This window comes from Prauserella salsuginis (assembly GCF_024648885.1).
Taxonomy (GTDB): domain Bacteria; phylum Actinomycetota; class Actinomycetes; order Mycobacteriales; family Pseudonocardiaceae; genus Prauserella; species Prauserella salsuginis.
On the sequence record NZ_JANBBF010000011.1, the window covers coordinates 363,184 to 380,157 of the forward strand.

Below are 16,974 nucleotides of genomic sequence, written 5' to 3' on the forward strand. Positions count from 1 at the left end.
ACTGTGGGGAAGGGAGTTGTCACTGCCCGTGAGTGCTCACCGTGCACGAGAAGCGTCGGAGTCCGGCCTGTTGCGGGGCATCGGCGGGATCATGCGTCCCGAACTGGAGGATGTCGCCGGTGAGATCACCGCGGCGATCCGCGCGGCGATCCCCGAGTACCAGGGCTCGTTCGACGGCCCCTACGGCCGGTGGATGACCGAAGGTGTGCGACAGGCGATCGCGCTGTTCGTCGACCGGCTCGGTGACCCCGCCGCGGTGTCCGCGACGCCGACGAACCCGCGCGGTTCCGCCGCACTGGACGGCCACGAGGTGCACCGCAGGATCGGCAGGCAGGAACTGCACGAGGGCCGCAGCCTGGACACGCTGCAGCGTGCCTACCGCATCGGGGTACGGGTGGCGTGGCGGCGGATCATGCTTCTCGGCAGGCGCAGCGGCTTCTCGTCGGCGGTCATGTCGCAGCTGGCCGACCGGATGCTGGCGTTGATGGACGAGCTCTCGTCCGTGGCGCTCGACGGCTACCGGGAGGCGGAGTCGGAGCCGGCCGATCCGGTGACGGCGGCGCGGCGACGGCTGGTCCGATTGCTCGTCTGTGGGCGCCCCGTCGCCCGGGACGACATCGAGGATCTGGCCCGGCTCGCCCGCTGGCCCGTGCCCGACACGGTCACCGCGATCGCGTTGTGCCCTCCGGTGTGGCCGTCGTCGGGAGAGGTGCCCTGCGACATGCTGGCGGATCTGACCGGCACCAGTCCGTTCCTGCTCGCCCCCGGCGCCGTGACGGCCGACGAGGCGGCGCGGTTGCAGGCGTCGCTGGTCTGCGGGCCCGTCGGCGTCGGCGTGCCGGTCGAGCCGTTCGCCGCTGTGGACTCGTTGCGGCTCGCGCGGCGCGTGCTGGCGCTCGCCGGTGACGGCGCCCCGCCGTCGGAGGTCGTCGTATGGGCGGAGGAGCGTCTGCCCGAACTGCTGCTGCAGACGGCGGACGTCGTCACGGCCCAACTGCGCCGAAGGTTGTTCGAACCATTGTCGGATCTCACGGACCGGCAGCGGGAACGCACGATCGAGACACTGCGCGCGTGGCTCGAGGAACAGGGCAACGCTCATGCCATGGCCGACCGGCTGGGACTTCATCCGCAGACGGTCCGGTATCGGATGCGGCGGATCGAGGACGCGTTCGGGCCGCGGCTCCGCGACGCCAGGGGACGGTTCGAACTCGAAATGGCCGTGTACAGCCTCAGCGGCGATGCGTCCGGCGGCACCGGGAGCGGATTCGTCAGCCGGTGACAACGCGGCCGGAAAAGTTGCGCCACCGGTGAGCGCTGAGCGGTCCGCGGTGCGAATGTCTTGTTTCGGCCGATCCGACCGACCTAGCGTCGCATGAGGCGATCCGGCGCGCCGGGTCATTGCCACGAGATCGGCCGGTCTTGCACGAGTTGTCGCACCAAGAGTCTGTCCCACCAAGAGTCTGTTCCCCCAAGAGTCTTCGCCCAACGGAGGATGGAGTTCGATGCGTACACGTATGCCGGGCATCATGAGTGGTCTGGCCCTGTCGGCGGCGATCGCCCTCGCGGCGGCACCGGCCGCATCGGCGGCGCAGGACATCACCGTCACCAACCCGAACGAGGACGGAACGGTGGCCGCCACGGCCTCCGACGTCCGTTTCACCGACAGCGACACGGGCACCGAGGTGACCTGCTCGTCGTCGGCCGCCGACGGCACGATCGCCAGTGGAGACCACACCACGCCCGCGGCCATCGGCGACCTGTCGGTGAGCTTCGAGGACTGCAACGGCCCGCTCGGTAGCGTGTCGTTGACGCCGAACGGCCAGCCGTACCAGCTGCACATCGATGCCTTCGACAGCGGAACCGGCGTCTCGACCGGTTGGGTCGGCGAGGTCAACGTCAGCGTCTCGACCTCCACTTGCAGTTTCGAGGCCGTCGGCAACGCGCCCGGCCGGTACGACAACGGCACGGGCGAGCTCACTCTGACCCCGGACGTCGCGCTGCCGGACGGTGTCGCGCCGCTCGAGGCCAGGAACGTCGGCGGGTGCTTCGGAATGGTCAACGAGGGTGACGCACTGACCTTCGAGGCCGTCTACGAGGTCACCGACCCGGACACGCCGATCACCATCAGCTGACGCGGCCCCGGCGAATCGACAGCCCCGAGGGCACCCTGGTTGCTCCCGCCACCGCCGGCCGGACACGTTCCGCGCGGGCAGTGCCGACGGTCACGACCGGGGTGCCCCGGGGCGTCGGTGCGTTCGGGGTCATTCCGGCGGGTGGCCGACCGGGACGAGCATCGTCGGGATCTCCGATTCGGGAACGCCGAGCAGCTGGGACAGGTTGGCGTCGTCGAAATCGGACACGGCACAGCAGGCCAGGCCGAGTGCCGTGGCGATGAGGTACACGTTCTGCACCGCGATACCGGAGTCGACGTGCATCGTCCGGTAGTGCCGCAACGGTTTGCGCTGGAACGCGACGTCCATCTGCGTCGTCAGCGCGATCGTGACCGGTGCCGCGGCGAACTCCGGCTGCCAGTACACCTGCTGGAGCGGCCGCACCGGATCCGCCGTGGTGAGGCGGGTGAGCTCGTGGGCGATGGCCTCGTAGCGGTACACGCCCGGTTCGAGGATATCGGTGCCGCGGATCAGGACGTACGCCCGCAGCAGGTCCAGACCATCACCGCTCGGAGCCATGCCCATCGGGTGGTGCTCGGACCCGTAGGCGGGTTCGAACCGCTGCACGCCGAGGGCGAACCGCAGCAACCCGCTCAGCGCCGCGAGGTCCAGGCCACGGTGGGCGAACACGTCCCAGGACCGGCGCTTGACCAACGTCTTCACCAGGTCGGTGCGGGGCGGCTCGACGTCGGGAAGGGGGATCCGGCGCAGTGCGGGCAGCGTGTCCGGCGACGGTGGCGTCTGGCCGTTGAGCAGCCGGTGCACGGCGAGCGCGCGCTGGACGGTGTCGCGTACCGCGGGGTCGGTGGCGCCGTCGTCGGCGGGCTGCGGCGGGGCGGGTTCGGGTTCCGGCGGAGTCGCCGTGCTGTCCGGTGCACTGTCGGCCGGATACGGCGGGTCGTCTGGGTCGGGGAGGGCGTGGCGGCCGCTGGTGCTGGTGGGCCGGGCGGTGGAGTGACCGGGGTCGGCGGCGTGCTGCGCTGGGTAGGGCTGCTGCGGCGGGTGCGGCTCCTGCGATGGGTACTGCTGCTGTGGTTCGGCACCGACACCGGGGAGCCACTCGTCGTAACCGGCCGCGTGGTGGCGGTCGTACTCCGAACCCCAATCGTGGCTCAGCGGCTCACCCATTGGTCCCTCCCCGTTACGCCTGGTCACGTCGAGCGCACGCCAAAACGCATCGTAACCGGTTCGGTCTAGTAATCGGGCCGTGTGAGCGAAGCCACGAGTTCACCGAAGCGCTTCCGGTCGGCGCGATCGCGGGCCGTCGTGGTGATGATCACCTCGTCGCCCCGGTGCCGGCGGTCGGCCGGTCCGGTCGTGACCGCACGGTCGCCGGGCAGCAGACGAGCCGGAACGCCGACCGGTCGCGCCTCGCGACGAGGAGCGAGTCGCTCCGATCACGGCCGAGGTGGGGTTCAGCCGCCGGTCAGATACCCGTAGTGCTCGCCGAACGGACCGTCGAGGTGGACGGTGATCTCGTCCCCGCCGACGTCGGTGACCTGTTCGATCCGGTCGCCGCCGTCCCACCAGTACACCGCGGGCGTGACCCGGGTCCGCTCGTCCCGAGCGAAGGCGTCGGCGGCCATGCCCGCGAGCTGTTCCAGCGCGACGGCGAGGTCCGGACCTGCCGGCACGTGGTAGAGCAGCGCGGAGTTGACCGGGGTCGCCATCAGTGCACCGTGGCGGAACTCGTCCCGCCCGGTGCACTGCGACAGCACCTCCGGTAGGAGCAATGCGAGCGCGCCCGCGTGGTCGCCGGTCACCATCCACACGTCGTGACCGAGCTGTTCGGGACCGTCCACCGGCGCGGCCCGCAGGTTGCTCATCGCCGCACCGAACAGCTCCTCAGGGTCGTAACGCGCGACCGTGTCGCTGCCCAGGTAGCGATACATGTCCGGCAGGTCGTGCACGTAGAGCGTCAACGTGCCCTGCAGCATCGACGTCGCGTACTCCCAGCCGAGTTCGTGGAGGTCGACCGCCGCGGGAACCATGCGCGGGAAGATCGTGCCGTCGGGCGGCGTCGTACCGCTGGGCGGTGCCGTGCCGGCAGGGGCGCCGGGGCCGAGGATCCGCGCGAGCCGTTCGTCGTCGGTCTCGTCCTGTCCGCCGAACAGGGGCGTGCTCATGGTGCTCCCCGGAAGGTCGCGTGTCGTGAGGCGGGCAGCCTAGCGCCCTCGGCAGCGCGGCGCGGGCGAAACGGGCGAATCGGCGCCCCTCGACACGACGCCTCGTTTCCCAGCGAATCGGCGCCCCCGTGTCCCAGAATCTCGGCGCCCCGGTGTCTCGGTTCTCAGCGCCAGTCGTCGTCCGAGGCGAGGATCGTCAGCTGCTGCGTCGCACGGGTGAGCGCCACGTACAGCACCCGCCTGCCGGTGAGCGACTCGGTGATCAGTTCGGTCGGTTCCACCAGCGCGACGGCGTCGTACTCCAGACCCTTCGAATCGAGACTGCCGACGACCTTGAGCCGATCCTCCGACTGCCCGGCCAGCCAGCGCTCCACCTCGGGCACGCGGTCCATCGCACAGATGACGCCGACCGTCCCGTCGACCGCGTCCAGCAGCTCCTTCACCGCCGCGTGCACAGCCGTCTCGCGGCAGGCCGCGTCGGTGGTGCGGACCTCCGGTTCCAGACCGGTCGTGCGTACCGCGTTCGGCAGGTCTTCGTCGTCGGCGGCGCGGCCTGCGACCACGCGGGCCGCCAGGTCGAAGATCTCCGCCGAGTTCCGGTAGTTCGTGCGCAGCGTGTACCGGCGGTGTTTCGTCTTCGCCCCGAACGCCTGCGTGCGGGCCTGCTCGGCCTCGACGGGATCCGGCCACGAGCTCTGCACCGGGTCGCCCACGATCGTCCAGCTCGCGTGGCCCCCGCGCCTGCCGAGCATGCGCCACTGCATCGGCGACAGGTCCTGCGACTCGTCGACCACGATGTGCGAGTACTCGTCGTAGTGCGCGGGGCGCGACGTGCGCAGCCGGGCCGGATCGTCCGAATCGCGCGTCTGCTCGGCGTCCAGCTCGATGTCCTGCGCGCGCTTCCTGCGCTTCGGCGGCGGTCCGATCAGCACGCGGACCTCGTCCAGCAGCGCCACGTCCGCGACCGTCCACTCGTCGCCGTCGCCGCGCAGCGATTCGGCCAGCAGCCCGACCTCGTCGGACGTGAGCACGTTCTTCGCCGCGCGCGCCAGGCGGTCGTCGTCGCCCAGCCACCGCAGCACCTGGGCCGGATACAGCACCGGCCACCACGTCACCAGGAACCGGTGGAAGTCGATGCGCTCGCCGAGATCCTGGATCACGTCGGCGCGGTCGAGCTGCGGACCACCGGAGGCCGCGTTCTGCTCGGCCTTGTCGGCCAGCAGTCCCAGCAGCGTCTCCGCGGCCCGCACCCGGGACCGGTTCGGCGGTCCACCCGCCGAATGCACCTTCTTGCGCGCCTTGTCCAGTTCCTTGGTGCCGAGCTTGAGGACCTCGCCCTTGTAGACGATCCGCAGTTCCGTCGGAGCGTCCGGGGGAGTGTCACGCACCGCCTTCAGCAGCACCTTCCGCATCCGCAGCGATCCCTTGACCGAGGCCAGCGGGGCGGGGTCGTGCCGGGTGGCCTCCATCCCGTCCAGGACCTCGCCCAGCGCGCGCAGCTCGACGTTCGTCTCACCCATCGACGGCAGCACCCGCGAGATGTAGGACGTGAACACCCCGGAAGGGCCGACCACGAGCACGCCCGCACCGCCCAGTTGCCTGCGGTAGCGGTACAGCAGATACGCCGCACGGTGCAGCGCCACGGCCGTCTTCCCGGTGCCGGGCCCGCCGGTGATCTCCGTGACGCCGCGCCACGGCGCACGGATCACCTCGTCCTGTTCCTTCTGGATGGTGGCGACGATGTCGCGCATCCTCTCGCCCCGGGCCCGGCCGAGGGCGGCCATGAGCGCGCCCTCACCGACCACCGGCATGTCGTCGGGCACCGACTCGGGCATCAGCACGTCGTCGTCGACGTCTAGCACCTGCTGCCCGGAGCACCGGATCACCCGGCGCCGCACGACGTCCATCGGAGCCTCGGCCGTGGCCTGGTAGAACGCGGCAGCCGCCGGCGCGCGCCAGTCGGTGACGAGGTTCTCGAAGTCGGAGTCGCGGATGCCGAGCCTGCCCACGTACACGGGTTCGGCGGCGGCGTGGTCCAGCCTGCCGAACACCAGGCCCTCGTACTCGGCGTCCAGCGACTGCAGCGTCTGGTTCGCGTGGAACACCATCATGTCCCGCTCGAACAGCATCGACGCCTGCTCGAACACGGCCTCCCGCTGCGCACCGTGGCCGATCTCGTAGCCCTTCGCACGCATGTCCTCGGCCTGGCTCCGGAGTTCGCCGAGCCGGCGGTACACCCGGTCCACGTGGGACTGTTCGATCGCGATCTCGGCCCGTCTGACCCGAGGTTCCGACACTGACGCGCTCCTGCCGCAAAGTCGCCGGGAAGGGGAAGAACGACAATACGCGAGTCGGCAGCCCGCCAGCACAAGGTCCGGCCAAGAGTCACACTCGCCACCATCGACCGTCGGGACCCCCCCGATCCTCCCGGCGCTCCGGATCCGGTCCGCACCGGTAGCGCGTGCGGCCCCTAGGGCCCGCCTGTCTCCCGCCACCGCCCAACCCGACACGCTTCGCGTGACTGCCTAGGGCCCACCCGTCTCCCACCACCGCCCAACCCGACACGCTTCGCGTGACTGCCTAGGATTTGGGTGTGACCAGGATCGTGGCCGGACAAGCGGGTGGACGGACCCTGCGCGTGCCGCCGCGTACGACGCGGCCGACGTCGGAGCGGGTGCGGGAAGCCCTGTTCAACTCTCTCGAGAACGCGGGCGACCTCGACGGGACGCGCGTGCTCGACCTCTACGCCGGATCCGGCGCGCTCGGGCTCGAGGCGCTCTCCCGCGGCGCCGCCGACGTCCTGTTCGTCGAATCGGACCGCCGTGCCGCCGAGGTGCTGCGCGCCAACGTGGCCGCCGTCGGGCTCGGTGGTCACGTCCGGCAGGCCCCGGTCGAGGCGGTCGTGGCCGAGGGCAGCCGGGAACCGTTCGACGTCGTGCTGGTCGACCCGCCGTACGCCCTCACCGGCGACGCGCTCGCCGGGGTGCTGTCCGGGCTGGTCCGCGGCGGCTGGTTGACCGACCGCGGGCTCGTCGTCGTGGAGCGTCCGGCGGCTGGTGGCGACCCCGACTGGCCCGCGGGTCTGGCACCGCTGCGGACGAAACGCTACGGCGGCACCGCGCTGTACCGGGCCGAGGTCGACACCGATGCCGACGTCGCGACGGCGGGGACCGCGGTGGCCGGCGACTGACCTGCCGCGGCGGCCGGGGTCCGCGGGGCGAAGCCGACATCCCGGACAGGTGGAGATCGGCCACATCCGTGCCCGGTGCGGATGGGCGGTTGCTAACGTCCGCCCGTCCTTCGATCACACGAGCAGCGGTGCTCGGCATCGCGGTTAGGGTTCTGTGCCATGCGGCGAGCGGTATGTCCCGGTTCTTACGATCCGGCGACCAACGGGCATCTGGACGTGATCGAACGGGCCGCGAACCTGTTCGACGAGGTCGTGGTCGCGGTGCTGATCAACAAGAGCAAGCGGGGCATGTTCACGATCGCCGAGCGCATGGAGCTGCTCGAAGAGGCGACGGCGAAGCTCCCGAACGTGCGGGTCGACTCGTGGCACGGCCTGCTCACCGACTACTGCAAGGAGCAGGGCATCCAGTCGATCGTCAAGGGGCTGCGCTCGGTCAGCGACTTCGACTACGAACTGCAGATGGCGCAGATGAACCGGGAGATCTCCGGCGTGGAGACCCTGCTCATGTCGAACAACCCGGCGTACAGCTTCCTGTCCAGTTCGCTGGTCAAGGAGGTCGCGACCTACGGCGGCGACGTGACCGACATGGTGCCGCCCGTCGTACACGAACGTCTCCTGGCGCGGATCGCCGAACTCGACTGACTGTCCGCCCCCGGGGGCACTTTGGTTGCACTGAGTGCAACCAAAGTGCCCCCGGGGGCGTTCCGGCCGGGCACGCGGAGACTTGACACGCCCGGCCGCGCCCGGTCACCGAAAACCCGCGCCAGGACCGGCACACTGGTACGCGGCCACGTTCAAGTTCCAGGGGAGTTGCCGTGTACCGGGTGTTCGAGGCGCTCGACGAGCTCGTCACGATCGTCGAAGAGGCGCGGGGTGTGCCGATGACCTCGAGCTGTGTGGTGCCCCGCGGGGACGCGCTCGAGCTGCTCGACGACATCCGTGAGGCGTTGCCCACCGAGGTGGACGACGCGCAGGACGTGCTCGACAAGCGCGACGAGATCGTGCAGACGGCGCGCACCGAGGCCGACACGGCGATCTCGAACGCCAACGAGCAGGCCGAGCGCACCGTGTCCGAAGCCAACGCCGAGGCCGAACGGCTCGTCTCCGAGGCCAGGGCAAGGGCCGAGCAGCTCGTCACCGACGCGCAGGCGGAGGCGGAACGCACCGTGTCCGCCGGTCAGGCCGAGTATCACGACCTGACCGAGCGCGCGCGCACCGAGTCCGAGCGCATGGTCCAGGCCGGCAGGGACGCCTACGACCGCTCCGTCGAGGAGGGCCGTGCCGAACAGGCCCGGCTCGTCGCCCAGACGGAGGTCGTGCAGGCGGCCCACGGTGAGGCGTCCCGCATCGTCGACGAGGCGCACGCCGAGGCCGACAAGCAGCGCGGCGACTGCGACGCCTACGTCGACGGCAAGCTCGCCGAGTTCTCCGAGTTGCTGTCGACGACGCTGCGCACCGTCGACTCCGGCCGTAACCACCTCCGCGGCAGCGGTGGTTACAACGGCTCCGGCGGTTCCGGTTACAACGGCTCGGGCTCCGGCTCGTACACCTCCGGCGCGGGTGGCCGCGGCTTCTACGACTTCCAATCCCACTGAGCGTTCGTGATCACCGGCATCGGTGCCCGTGCGAGCGTGTCGGGTGCCGCCGCCGGCCCGTCCGGGCCCGTCGGGTTCTGCCCGGCCGCCGGGGACGGGTCCGCGCTGCTCGCGTACGCTGGATTGACGGCCTCACGCCGGCCGGTGTGATCGCCGGCGCCGGTCGTTCCAACCTCCCTCGAACCGAGAAATCCGATGTCTGACGAACGTTCCCCGTATCCGAGCTCCGAACGTGCCGACCGCAACCCGTGGCTGGTCGACACGCACGAGCTGGGCCGCCGCCCCGGCGCCAGCCGGCCGCTGCAACGGGACATCCCCGTCACCGAGCCGCTGGGTGTGCCCGATGTGGTCACCGTGCCGTCCGGTGCGGCCATCGCCGTCGACCTGCTCATGGAGTCGGTCGTCGAAGGTGTGCTCGTCACCGGCTCGGCGAGCGCGTCGACCACCGGCCAGTGTTCGCGGTGTCTCGACCCGATCACCGGTGACGTGGCGATCGACGTCACGGAGCTGTTCGCCTATCCGGAGTCGACGACCGACGAGACGACCGAGGAAGACGAGGTCAGCCGGGTCGTTGACGATCGCATCGACCTGGAACCGGTGGTCAGGGACGCGCTCGTGCTCGCGCTGCCGTTGGTGCCACTGTGCAGCGACGACTGCGCCGGATTGTGCGCCGGATGCGGCGTGAAGTGGGCCGATCTCGAGCCCGGACACGGGCATGAGACGATAGATCCTCGGTGGGCCGCGCTCGTCGAGCGACTGCAGGACACGGAGGACGTCTCGGACGTCCCGAGTGACCGGGCAGAAGAAGGATCCGACGGCTCGGACCGGTGACACCGCACGTCGGTGCCGCATCCCACCCCGGAGTTCGAGCAAGCAGCTCGCGCGATCGCGGGCAGATTTTGATGAGGAGAATCAGCCGTGGCTGTCCCCAAGCGGAAGATGTCGCGCTCCAACACCCGCGCCCGCCGTTCGCAGTGGAAGGCGACGCCGGTGCAGCTCGTGGAGTGCTCCAACCGCGCCTGCAAGGCCAAGAAGCCGCAGCACGTCGCCTGCCCTGAGTGCGGTCAGTACGCCGGCCGGCAGGTCGTCGAGCCGGCCTGAGGTTTCGCGAGATGGGGGGTAAGGCACCGGCAGGCCCGGCTACGGATCCCGCACCGCTGCTCGAAGCGCTCGGTGTCGGCTTCGACAGCGAACTGCTGACGCTCGCGCTGACGCACCGCTCGTACGCGTACGAGAACGGTGGGCTGCTGCCGAACGAGCGGCTCGAGTTCCTCGGCGATGCGGTGTTGGGCCTGGTGGTGACCGATCACCTGTATCGCAAGCATCCCGATCTGCCGGAAGGGCAGTTGGCGAAACTGCGAGCGAGCGTCGTCAACATGCACGCGCTCGCGGGCGTCGCGCGTGAGCTCGGCGACGGTGGTCTCGGCACGTACCTGCTCCTCGGCAAAGGGGAGGAGCTGACGGGCGGCCGTGACAAGGCGAGCATCCTGGCCGACGGGCTCGAAGCCGTTATCGGCGCGACCTACATCGCGCACGGCATCGAGACCGCGCGTGAGCTCGTCCACCGGCTGTTCGGCCAGTTGCTCGAAGAGGCGCCGCTGCGCGGAGCCGGCCTGGACTGGAAGACCAGCCTGCAGGAGCTGACCGCGTCGGCGGGCCTCGGCGTGCCCGAGTACAAGGTCGAGGACACCGGGCCCGACCACCGCAAGGAGTTCACGGCCACGGTGTACGTGAGTGGCCGCGACCTCGGCAGCGGCAGCGGCACGACGAAGAAGGAAGGCGAGCAGAAGGCCGCCGAGACGGCGTGGCGTGCGCTGTCCGAGGAGCTCGACCTCGGCAACGAGTCGTCCTCCTGATCCCGTCCGGAGTCGCACGTGCCTGAGCTTCCCGAGGTAGAGGTCGTGCGTGCCGGTCTCGAACGGCACGTGGCGGGCCGGGTTATCGCCTCGGTCGACGTGCTGCATCCGCGGGCGATCCGCAGACACGTGCCGGGTGCCGACGACTTCGCGGGCAGGCTCACCGGCGTGAAGATCACCGCCGCGCGCAGGCGCGGGAAGTATCTGTGGCTGGATCTCGCCGACGGCGAGGCCATGCTCGCCCATCTGGGCATGAGCGGCCAGATGCTCGTTCAGCCGGCGTCGGCACCGGACGAGAAGCACCTGCGCGTGCGCATCCACTTCGCCGACGACGGCCCCGAGCTGCGGTTCGTCGACCAGCGCACCTTCGGCGGACTCGCACTCGACGACCTCATCGACGCCGACGGCACCCTCGTGCCCGCGAGCGTCGCCCACATCGGTCGCGACCCGATGGACCCGCGGTTCGACCTGGCCGCCGCGGTCGCGGGCCTGCGGCGCAGGCGCACCGAGATCAAACGGGCGCTGCTCGACCAGACGCTCGTCTCCGGTATCGGCAACATCTACGCCGACGAGGCGCTGTGGCGGGCGCGCCTGCACGGCGCGCGCCCCACCGAACGGCTCACCCGAGCGCAGGGCGAACTGGTGCTGACCGCCGCCAGCGAGGTCATGGCCGACGCGCTCGCCGCGGGTGGCACCTCGTTCGACGCGCTGTACGTCAACGTCAACGGCCGGTCCGGCTACTTCGAACGCTCGCTGGCCGTCTACGGCAGGGCGGGCCAGCCGTGCCGTCGCTGCGGCGCCGACATCCGCCGCGAAGCGTTCACCAACCGGTCCTCGTACTTCTGCCCGCGCTGTCAGCGCAGGCCCCGCCGGAGTCCCGCGGCCCGCTGAGCGTGTGCCGAGGCGGTGTCGACGGCCCGACGGTTACCGGCTGGACGTGCTCGAGCCGGTCGGTTCGGAACTCGGTCCGTCCGGAGTGGTGGTAGTCGTCGGCTCCGGTTCGGAGGACGTCGTTGTCGTCGTCGTGGTGGTCGACGAGGTGGTGCTCGACGTCGTCGGGTCCGGGTTGCCCGTCGGCTCCGGACCGGGGTCGTCCGGCTGGTCGTCGCGGGACGACGAGGACCGCTGCGGGTCGTCGGTCGTGGTGACGACGGTGGTCGTCGGTGTGCCGTCGGGGCCGATGCTGACCATGGTGCTCGTGGTCGACGTGGGCTCCGTCGAGGCGGGCACCGGCTTGCCGTCGACCATCACGGTCGTCGCGCCGGGCTCGGAACTGCCGGGGTCGGCCGTGGTGCTGTCGTTGCCCGCGTTGTCCACCTGGGAGCTGTCGTCGCCGTCTGCGGTGGCCTGGTCCCCGCCACCGGTCGTGACCTGGGCGAGCGCTCCGAAGGCGGTGGCCAGCACGAGGCCGCTCGCCGCCAGTGCGAGGTAGCCGGTGCGCTGCCAGCGTCCGGACGACTCGCGTGGGGGTGCGGTCTCGTCGTGCGAGGGGGCCATGCGGTTTCCTCCGACTCAGACAACCCGGATGGACGACGGCGGCACGCTATCACTGTCGGGTAAAGCCTGGGTGCGCGCAGGTGGGTAGGCCGGGTGGGCGGAGACTGCGCCGACGGGGCGCCATCATGGACGCGTGGGTGAAGGAGACGACACCGTGGGTACGGGCGAGACCGTGGATACGAACGACATCTCGCGGCCGGACGACTCGGCACGGGTGACCGCGTGGGTGCACGGAGCGGTGCAGGGCGTGGGGTTCCGGTGGTGGACCCGCAGCCGTGCGCTGGAGCTGGAACTGGTGGGAAGTGCGACCAACCTGCCGGACGGCAGGGTGCAGGTGGTCGCCGAAGGCTCGCGCGAGCGGTGCGAACGGCTGCTGGAGGCGTTGCGCGGCGGACAGCCGCCGGGCCGGGTGGATCATGTGGCGGAGCTGTGGGCCGAGCCGAAGGGCGGTCTGTCGGGGTTCGTCGAACGCTGACTCCCCGGACGCCGACCCCCTGAGTGCTGTTCTGGAGCGCTGATCTCGAGTCTGGAGCGCTGATCTCGAGCACCGGGGCACCGGGGGACTTGGACACCGGCGCACTTGGACGCCGGGCGCTTGGACACCGGGGCACTTGGGCGCTGAGATCGAGCACTGATGCCGGACACTGACGTCGGACACGCACATCGGGCGCTGCCGCCCGCGCGGCCCACGGTGTGACGCCTGTGGTCACGGGGCGAACTGTGCCGGTTGGGGCGGGTGAGGCGAAAGCGGCTGGTCGGCGGGCCTCGGCGGTCGCGATGCGGGTGCGGCCGAGGTGGGCCGCGCCGGGGCGTCGTCCGACGGCGCGCGAGGGCACCCGGGTAGCATTCACCGATCGGAGATCGCCCCGGATGTGAGCGAAAGGTCGACGCCGCGTGTACCTCAAGAGCTTGACGCTCAAAGGCTTCAAGTCGTTCGCGTCGGCGACCACGCTGCGGTTCGAACCAGGTATCACGTGCGTGGTCGGCCCGAACGGCTCGGGCAAGTCCAACGTCCTCGACGCGCTGCGCTGGGTCATGGGTACTCAGGGCGCCAAGGACCTGCGCGGCGGCAAGATGGAGGACGTCATCTTCGCCGGCACGTCGGGTCGCGCGCCGCTCGGCCGCGCCGAGGTCACCCTGACGATCGACAACGCCGACGGTGCGCTGCCGATCGAGTACTCCGAGGTGTCGATCACCCGGCGGATGTTCCGGGACGGCGCCAGCGAGTACGAGATCAACGGCAGCGGGTGTCGGCTGCTCGACATCCAGGAACTGCTGTCGGACTCCGGTATCGGCCGCGAGATGCACGTCATCGTCGGACAGGGCCAGCTGTCGGAGATCCTGCAGGCCAAGCCCGAGGAGCGCCGAGCGTTCATCGAGGAGGCCGCGGGTGTGCTCAAGCATCGCAAGCGCAAGGAAAAGGCCGTGCGCAAACTCAATGCGATGCAGGGCAACCTGGACCGGCTCAACGACCTGACGACGGAACTGCGCAGGCAGCTCAAACCGCTCGGCAAGCAGGCGGAGATCGCGCGCAAGGCGCAGACCGTCCAGTCGGAGCTGCGCGACGCGAAGCTGCGCCTCCACGCCGACGATCTGGTGACCCAGCGGGAGGCGATCGCCAAGGAGGAGGCCGACGAGAACGCCGCGCGTGCCCGCCGGGCCGAGGTGGAGCAGGCGCTGGAGGTCGTCAGTTCCGAGCAGGCGGACCTGGAGCGCTCGCTCGCCGAGGACGCGCCGATGCTGCAGGCGGCGCAGGACACCTGGTACAAGCTGTCGTCGCTGGCCGAGCGGCTGCGCGGCACGGTGCGACTGGCCGTGGAGCGGCAGCGGCACCTGTCGGAGGAGATCGACACCGGCGGCACCGGCCGGGACCCGGAGGAACTACTCGCCGAGGCCGAGGAAGCCGCCGAGCGCGAGGAAGAACTCAACGAGGCCGTCACCGAGGCCCGCGCCGCGTTGTCCGACGCGACCGAACGTCGCGAGCATCTGGAACGGGTGGTGCAGGAGGCCGAGCGCGCCCACATGGCCGCGGTGCGCGCCATCGCCGACCGGCGGGAGGGCATCGCGAAGCTGTCCGGCCAGGTGGAGGCGCTGCGCAGCAAGAACAACGCCACGGCCGACGAGGTCGAGCGGCTCACCAGCGCGATCGAGGAGGCCGAAGCCCGTGCGGAGGCCGCCGCCGAGGAGCTGGAGGCCGCCCGTGCCGAGGGCGGGGTCGAGGACTCCGACGACGCCGGCCTGCAGGAACGCCACGAGCGCGCTGTGGCGGCTGCCGAGGCCGCTAAGCAGCGGGTCGACGAACTGGTCAAGGCCGAGCGCAGCGCCGAGCGGGACATCGCGTCCGAGAAGGCCAGGGTCGATGCGCTCTCGATGGGCCTGAGCCGCAAGGACGGCGCGGGTGCACTGCTCGGCGCGACGGACGAGCTGCCGGGCCTGCTGGGGTCGGTCGCGGCGCTGCTGACCGTCGAAACCGGGTTCGAAGTCGCCTTGGCGGCGGCACTGGGACCGGTCGCCGACGCCGTGGCCGTGTCCGCGGGTGAGGAAGCCCTGTCGGCGCTGCGGTACCTCAAGGACAACGAATCCGGCCGTGCTGGTCTGTTGCTCGGCGGTGCCCGCGGCTCGGTGGACACGTCGGCGTGGCCCGCGCTGCCCAGCGGTGCGCGGTGGGCCCGCGAGGTCGTGACGGCGCCGGACGCGTTGCGGCCCGCCGTCGAGCGCGCACTGGACCGCGTCGCGGTGGTCGAGACCCTGGACGACGCGCGTGAGCTGGTGCTCGCCGAGTCCGGGATCACGGCCGTCACCCGGGACGGCGACGTGCTGGGTGACCACTGGGCCGTGGGCGGATCGGCCAAGGACGAGAGCGTCATCGAGGTGCAGGCCGCCGTCGACGAGGCGCAGGACCGGCTGGCCGCCGCCGAGCGCGCCCTGGAACGGGCGTCCTCCGAACTGGAGGGCGCGCGCGCCGAGCAGGAGGATCGCCAGGCCGAGGTCACCGCGGCGAAGGACGCGCTGGGCGAGGCGAAGGTCCGCAAGGCCCGATCCACCGAGCGGCTCAGCAGCCTGGAACAGACCGCGCGGTCGGCCGAGTCCGAGGTGGAACGGCTGCGGAATCAGCGCGCGAAGGTGGAGCAGAGCCGCGAGGAGATGCTGACGCAGCTCGCCGAGCTCGAGGATCGCCTGGCCGCGGTGTCGGAACAGCCCGTGGAGGAGGACCCCGACACCTCGGAACGCGACGAGGCAGCCGAATCGCTCACCGAGGTGCGGCAGGAAGAGGTCGACGCGCGGTTGGCGCTGCGAACCGCCGAGGAACGCGCCCGGAGCATCGCGGGCAAGTCGGACGCGCTGGTGCGGGAGGCCGAGGCCGAGCGGCAGGCGCGGGAACGTGCCGAGCAGGCGCGCATCGCCCGCGAGCGCGGCGCGGCGATCGCCGAGGCGGTCGCCAGCGGCGGTGAGGTGGCGCTCGACCGTATCGAGACCTCGTTGCAGCGCGCCGCCGCCGAACGGGACGCGGTGAAGGCCCGCCGGGAAGAGCGTGAGACGGCGCTGACGCAGGTGCGCGGCAAGGTCAAGGAGCTGACCGGGGAGTTGGAGAAGCTCACCGACGCGGTGCACCGGGACGAGGTCGCGCGCGCCGAACAGCGGCTCCGACTGGAACAGCTCGAAGTGAAGATCACCGAGGAGTTCGGCATCGGGCTGGACGACCTGGTCGCCGAGTACGGGCCGCACGTCGACGTGCCGCCCGGCGCGGGCGAGTTGGCCGAGTACGAAGCCGCCAAGGAACGCGGCGAGACGGTCGCCGAGCCGCAGCCGATCCCGTACGACAGGCCCACGCAGGAGCGCCGTGCCAAGCGCGCGGAGAAGGATCTCGCACAGCTCGGCAAAGTCAACCCGCTCGCCCTCGAGGAGTTCGCCGCGCTGGAGGAACGCTACAAGTTCCTGTCGACCCAGCTCGAAGACCTCAAGGACACCCGCAAGGATCTGCTGCAGGTGATCCAGGAGGTCGACGACAAGATCCTCGAGGTGTTCAGGAGCGCCTACGAGGACGTCGCGCGGGAGTTCGAGACCGTGTTCTCGGTGCTGTTCCCCGGCGGCGAGGGCCGCATGGTGCTCACCGAGCCCGAGGACATGCTGGCCACAGGGGTCGACGTCGAGGCCCGCCCGCCGGGCAAGAAGGTCAAGCGGCTCTCGCTCCTGTCCGGTGGCGAGAAGTCGCTGGTCGCGGTCGGGATGCTGGTGGCGATCTTCCGTGCCCGCCCGTCGCCGTTCTACGTGATGGACGAGGTCGAGGCCGCACTGGACGACACGAACATGCGCAGGCTGATCGGCCTGCTGGAGCAGCTGCGCGACAGCTCCCAGCTCATCGTCATCACGCACCAGAAGCCCACGATGGAGATCGCCGACGCGCTGTACGGCGTCAGCATGCAGGGCGACGGCATCACGAAGGTCATCTCGCAGCGCATGCGCACCGACACGGGTGAGCCGGAACCGGATTCGTCGGACCGCGACCAGGCCGAGCCCATCGAGGCCTGAACCGCAACG

15 protein-coding genes are annotated in these 16,974 nt (G+C 70.7%); 11 read left to right on the top strand and 4 right to left on the bottom strand.

Annotation, left to right across the window (positions count from 1 at the left end; genetic code table 11):
- The first annotated feature begins 28 nt into the window (after nt 1–28).
- Both LY40_RS16550 and LY40_RS16555 read left to right on the top strand, forming a co-directional pair.
- The gene (locus LY40_RS16550) at nt 29–1,279 is read left to right on the top strand and encodes a PucR family transcriptional regulator (protein ID WP_183778539.1); all 1,251 of its coding nucleotides are present in this window, start codon (nt 29–31) and stop codon (nt 1,277–1,279) included.
- Nucleotides 1,280–1,502: 223 nt separating this feature from the next.
- Nucleotides 1,503–2,132: a hypothetical protein gene (locus LY40_RS16555; RefSeq protein WP_183778538.1), complete on the top strand. Its 630-nt coding sequence runs from the start codon at nt 1,503–1,505 to the stop codon at nt 2,130–2,132.
- A gap of 129 nt (nt 2,133–2,261) precedes the next feature.
- On the opposite strand, the gene LY40_RS16560 is transcribed toward LY40_RS16555, so the two are convergent.
- The 3 genes from LY40_RS16560 to LY40_RS16570 form a co-directional block, all read right to left on the bottom strand.
- Complete coding sequence (locus tag LY40_RS16560) at nt 2,262–3,299, bottom strand: SagB/ThcOx family dehydrogenase (protein WP_307876891.1); 1,038 nt, start codon at nt 3,297–3,299, stop codon at nt 2,262–2,264.
- Nucleotides 3,300–3,586: 287 nt separating this feature from the next.
- Nucleotides 3,587–4,297 carry a DUF1444 domain-containing protein gene (locus LY40_RS16565; RefSeq protein WP_258937386.1) on the bottom strand — a complete coding sequence of 237 codons (711 nt, stop codon included), beginning with the start codon at nt 4,295–4,297 and terminating at the stop codon, nt 3,587–3,589.
- 164 nt (nt 4,298–4,461) lie between these two features.
- The gene (locus tag LY40_RS16570) at nt 4,462–6,594 is read right to left on the bottom strand and encodes a HelD family protein (protein ID WP_258937387.1); all 2,133 of its coding nucleotides are present in this window, start codon (nt 6,592–6,594) and stop codon (nt 4,462–4,464) included.
- Nucleotides 6,595–6,890: 296 nt separating this feature from the next.
- Between LY40_RS16570 and rsmD the strand changes: the two genes are divergently transcribed.
- From rsmD to mutM, 7 genes are all read left to right on the top strand, one after another.
- Nucleotides 6,891–7,487, top strand: a complete 597-nt coding sequence (rsmD, locus tag LY40_RS16575) for a 16S rRNA (guanine(966)-N(2))-methyltransferase RsmD (RefSeq protein WP_183778535.1) — start codon at nt 6,891–6,893, stop codon at nt 7,485–7,487.
- A gap of 159 nt (nt 7,488–7,646) precedes the next feature.
- Nucleotides 7,647–8,129, top strand: coding sequence for a pantetheine-phosphate adenylyltransferase (coaD, locus tag LY40_RS16580; protein ID WP_183778534.1), 483 nt, complete (start codon nt 7,647–7,649; stop codon nt 8,127–8,129).
- Between the two features lie 173 nt (nt 8,130–8,302).
- A complete protein-coding gene (locus tag LY40_RS16585; RefSeq protein ID WP_258937388.1) occupies nt 8,303–9,082 on the top strand; it encodes a flotillin family protein in 780 nt (259 codons plus the stop codon).
- A 195-nt stretch (nt 9,083–9,277) separates the two neighbouring features.
- Nucleotides 9,278–9,913 (top strand): YceD family protein, encoded by a 636-nt coding sequence (locus tag LY40_RS16590; RefSeq protein ID WP_183778533.1) that lies wholly within the window; start codon nt 9,278–9,280, stop codon nt 9,911–9,913.
- Nucleotides 9,914–10,000: 87 nt separating this feature from the next.
- Complete coding sequence (gene rpmF / locus LY40_RS16595) at nt 10,001–10,183, top strand: 50S ribosomal protein L32 (RefSeq protein WP_030531269.1); 183 nt, start codon at nt 10,001–10,003, stop codon at nt 10,181–10,183.
- Between the two features lie 11 nt (nt 10,184–10,194).
- Nucleotides 10,195–10,938 carry a ribonuclease III gene (gene rnc / locus LY40_RS16600; RefSeq protein WP_183778531.1) on the top strand — a complete coding sequence of 248 codons (744 nt, stop codon included), beginning with the start codon at nt 10,195–10,197 and terminating at the stop codon, nt 10,936–10,938.
- Nucleotides 10,939–10,956: 18 nt separating this feature from the next.
- Nucleotides 10,957–11,829 (top strand): bifunctional DNA-formamidopyrimidine glycosylase/DNA-(apurinic or apyrimidinic site) lyase, encoded by an 873-nt coding sequence (gene mutM, locus LY40_RS16605; protein WP_183778529.1) that lies wholly within the window; start codon nt 10,957–10,959, stop codon nt 11,827–11,829.
- A 33-nt stretch (nt 11,830–11,862) separates the two neighbouring features.
- Here the strand turns inward: mutM and LY40_RS16610 are convergent, their stop codons facing one another.
- On the bottom strand, nt 11,863–12,435 hold the full coding sequence (locus LY40_RS16610; protein ID WP_183778527.1) for a hypothetical protein: 573 nt from the start codon (nt 12,433–12,435) through the stop codon (nt 11,863–11,865).
- A 187-nt stretch (nt 12,436–12,622) separates the two neighbouring features.
- Between LY40_RS16610 and LY40_RS16615 the strand changes: the two genes are divergently transcribed.
- Entirely contained in the window at nt 12,623–12,910 is a 288-nt protein-coding gene (locus tag LY40_RS16615) for an acylphosphatase (RefSeq protein ID WP_183784795.1), read from the top strand.
- A gap of 419 nt (nt 12,911–13,329) precedes the next feature.
- Complete coding sequence (gene smc, locus LY40_RS16620) at nt 13,330–16,965, top strand: chromosome segregation protein SMC (protein WP_183778525.1); 3,636 nt, start codon at nt 13,330–13,332, stop codon at nt 16,963–16,965.
- Nucleotides 16,966–16,974: the final 9 nt, after the last annotated feature.

Coding starts and splice junctions, on each gene's coding strand:
- LY40_RS16555 (WP_183778538.1), top strand. CDS start 1,503: ATGCGTACACGTATGCCGGGCATCATGAGTGGTCTGGCCCTGTCGGCG.
- LY40_RS16560 (WP_307876891.1), bottom strand. CDS start 3,299: ATGGGTGAGCCGCTGAGCCACGATTGGGGTTCGGAGTACGACCGCCAC.
- LY40_RS16565 (WP_258937386.1), bottom strand. CDS start 4,297: ATGAGCACGCCCCTGTTCGGCGGACAGGACGAGACCGACGACGAACGG.
- coaD (WP_183778534.1), top strand. CDS start 7,647: ATGCGGCGAGCGGTATGTCCCGGTTCTTACGATCCGGCGACCAACGGG.
- LY40_RS16590 (WP_183778533.1), top strand. CDS start 9,278: ATGTCTGACGAACGTTCCCCGTATCCGAGCTCCGAACGTGCCGACCGC.
- rnc (WP_183778531.1), top strand. CDS start 10,195: ATGGGGGGTAAGGCACCGGCAGGCCCGGCTACGGATCCCGCACCGCTG.
- LY40_RS16610 (WP_183778527.1), bottom strand. CDS start 12,435: ATGGCCCCCTCGCACGACGAGACCGCACCCCCACGCGAGTCGTCCGGA.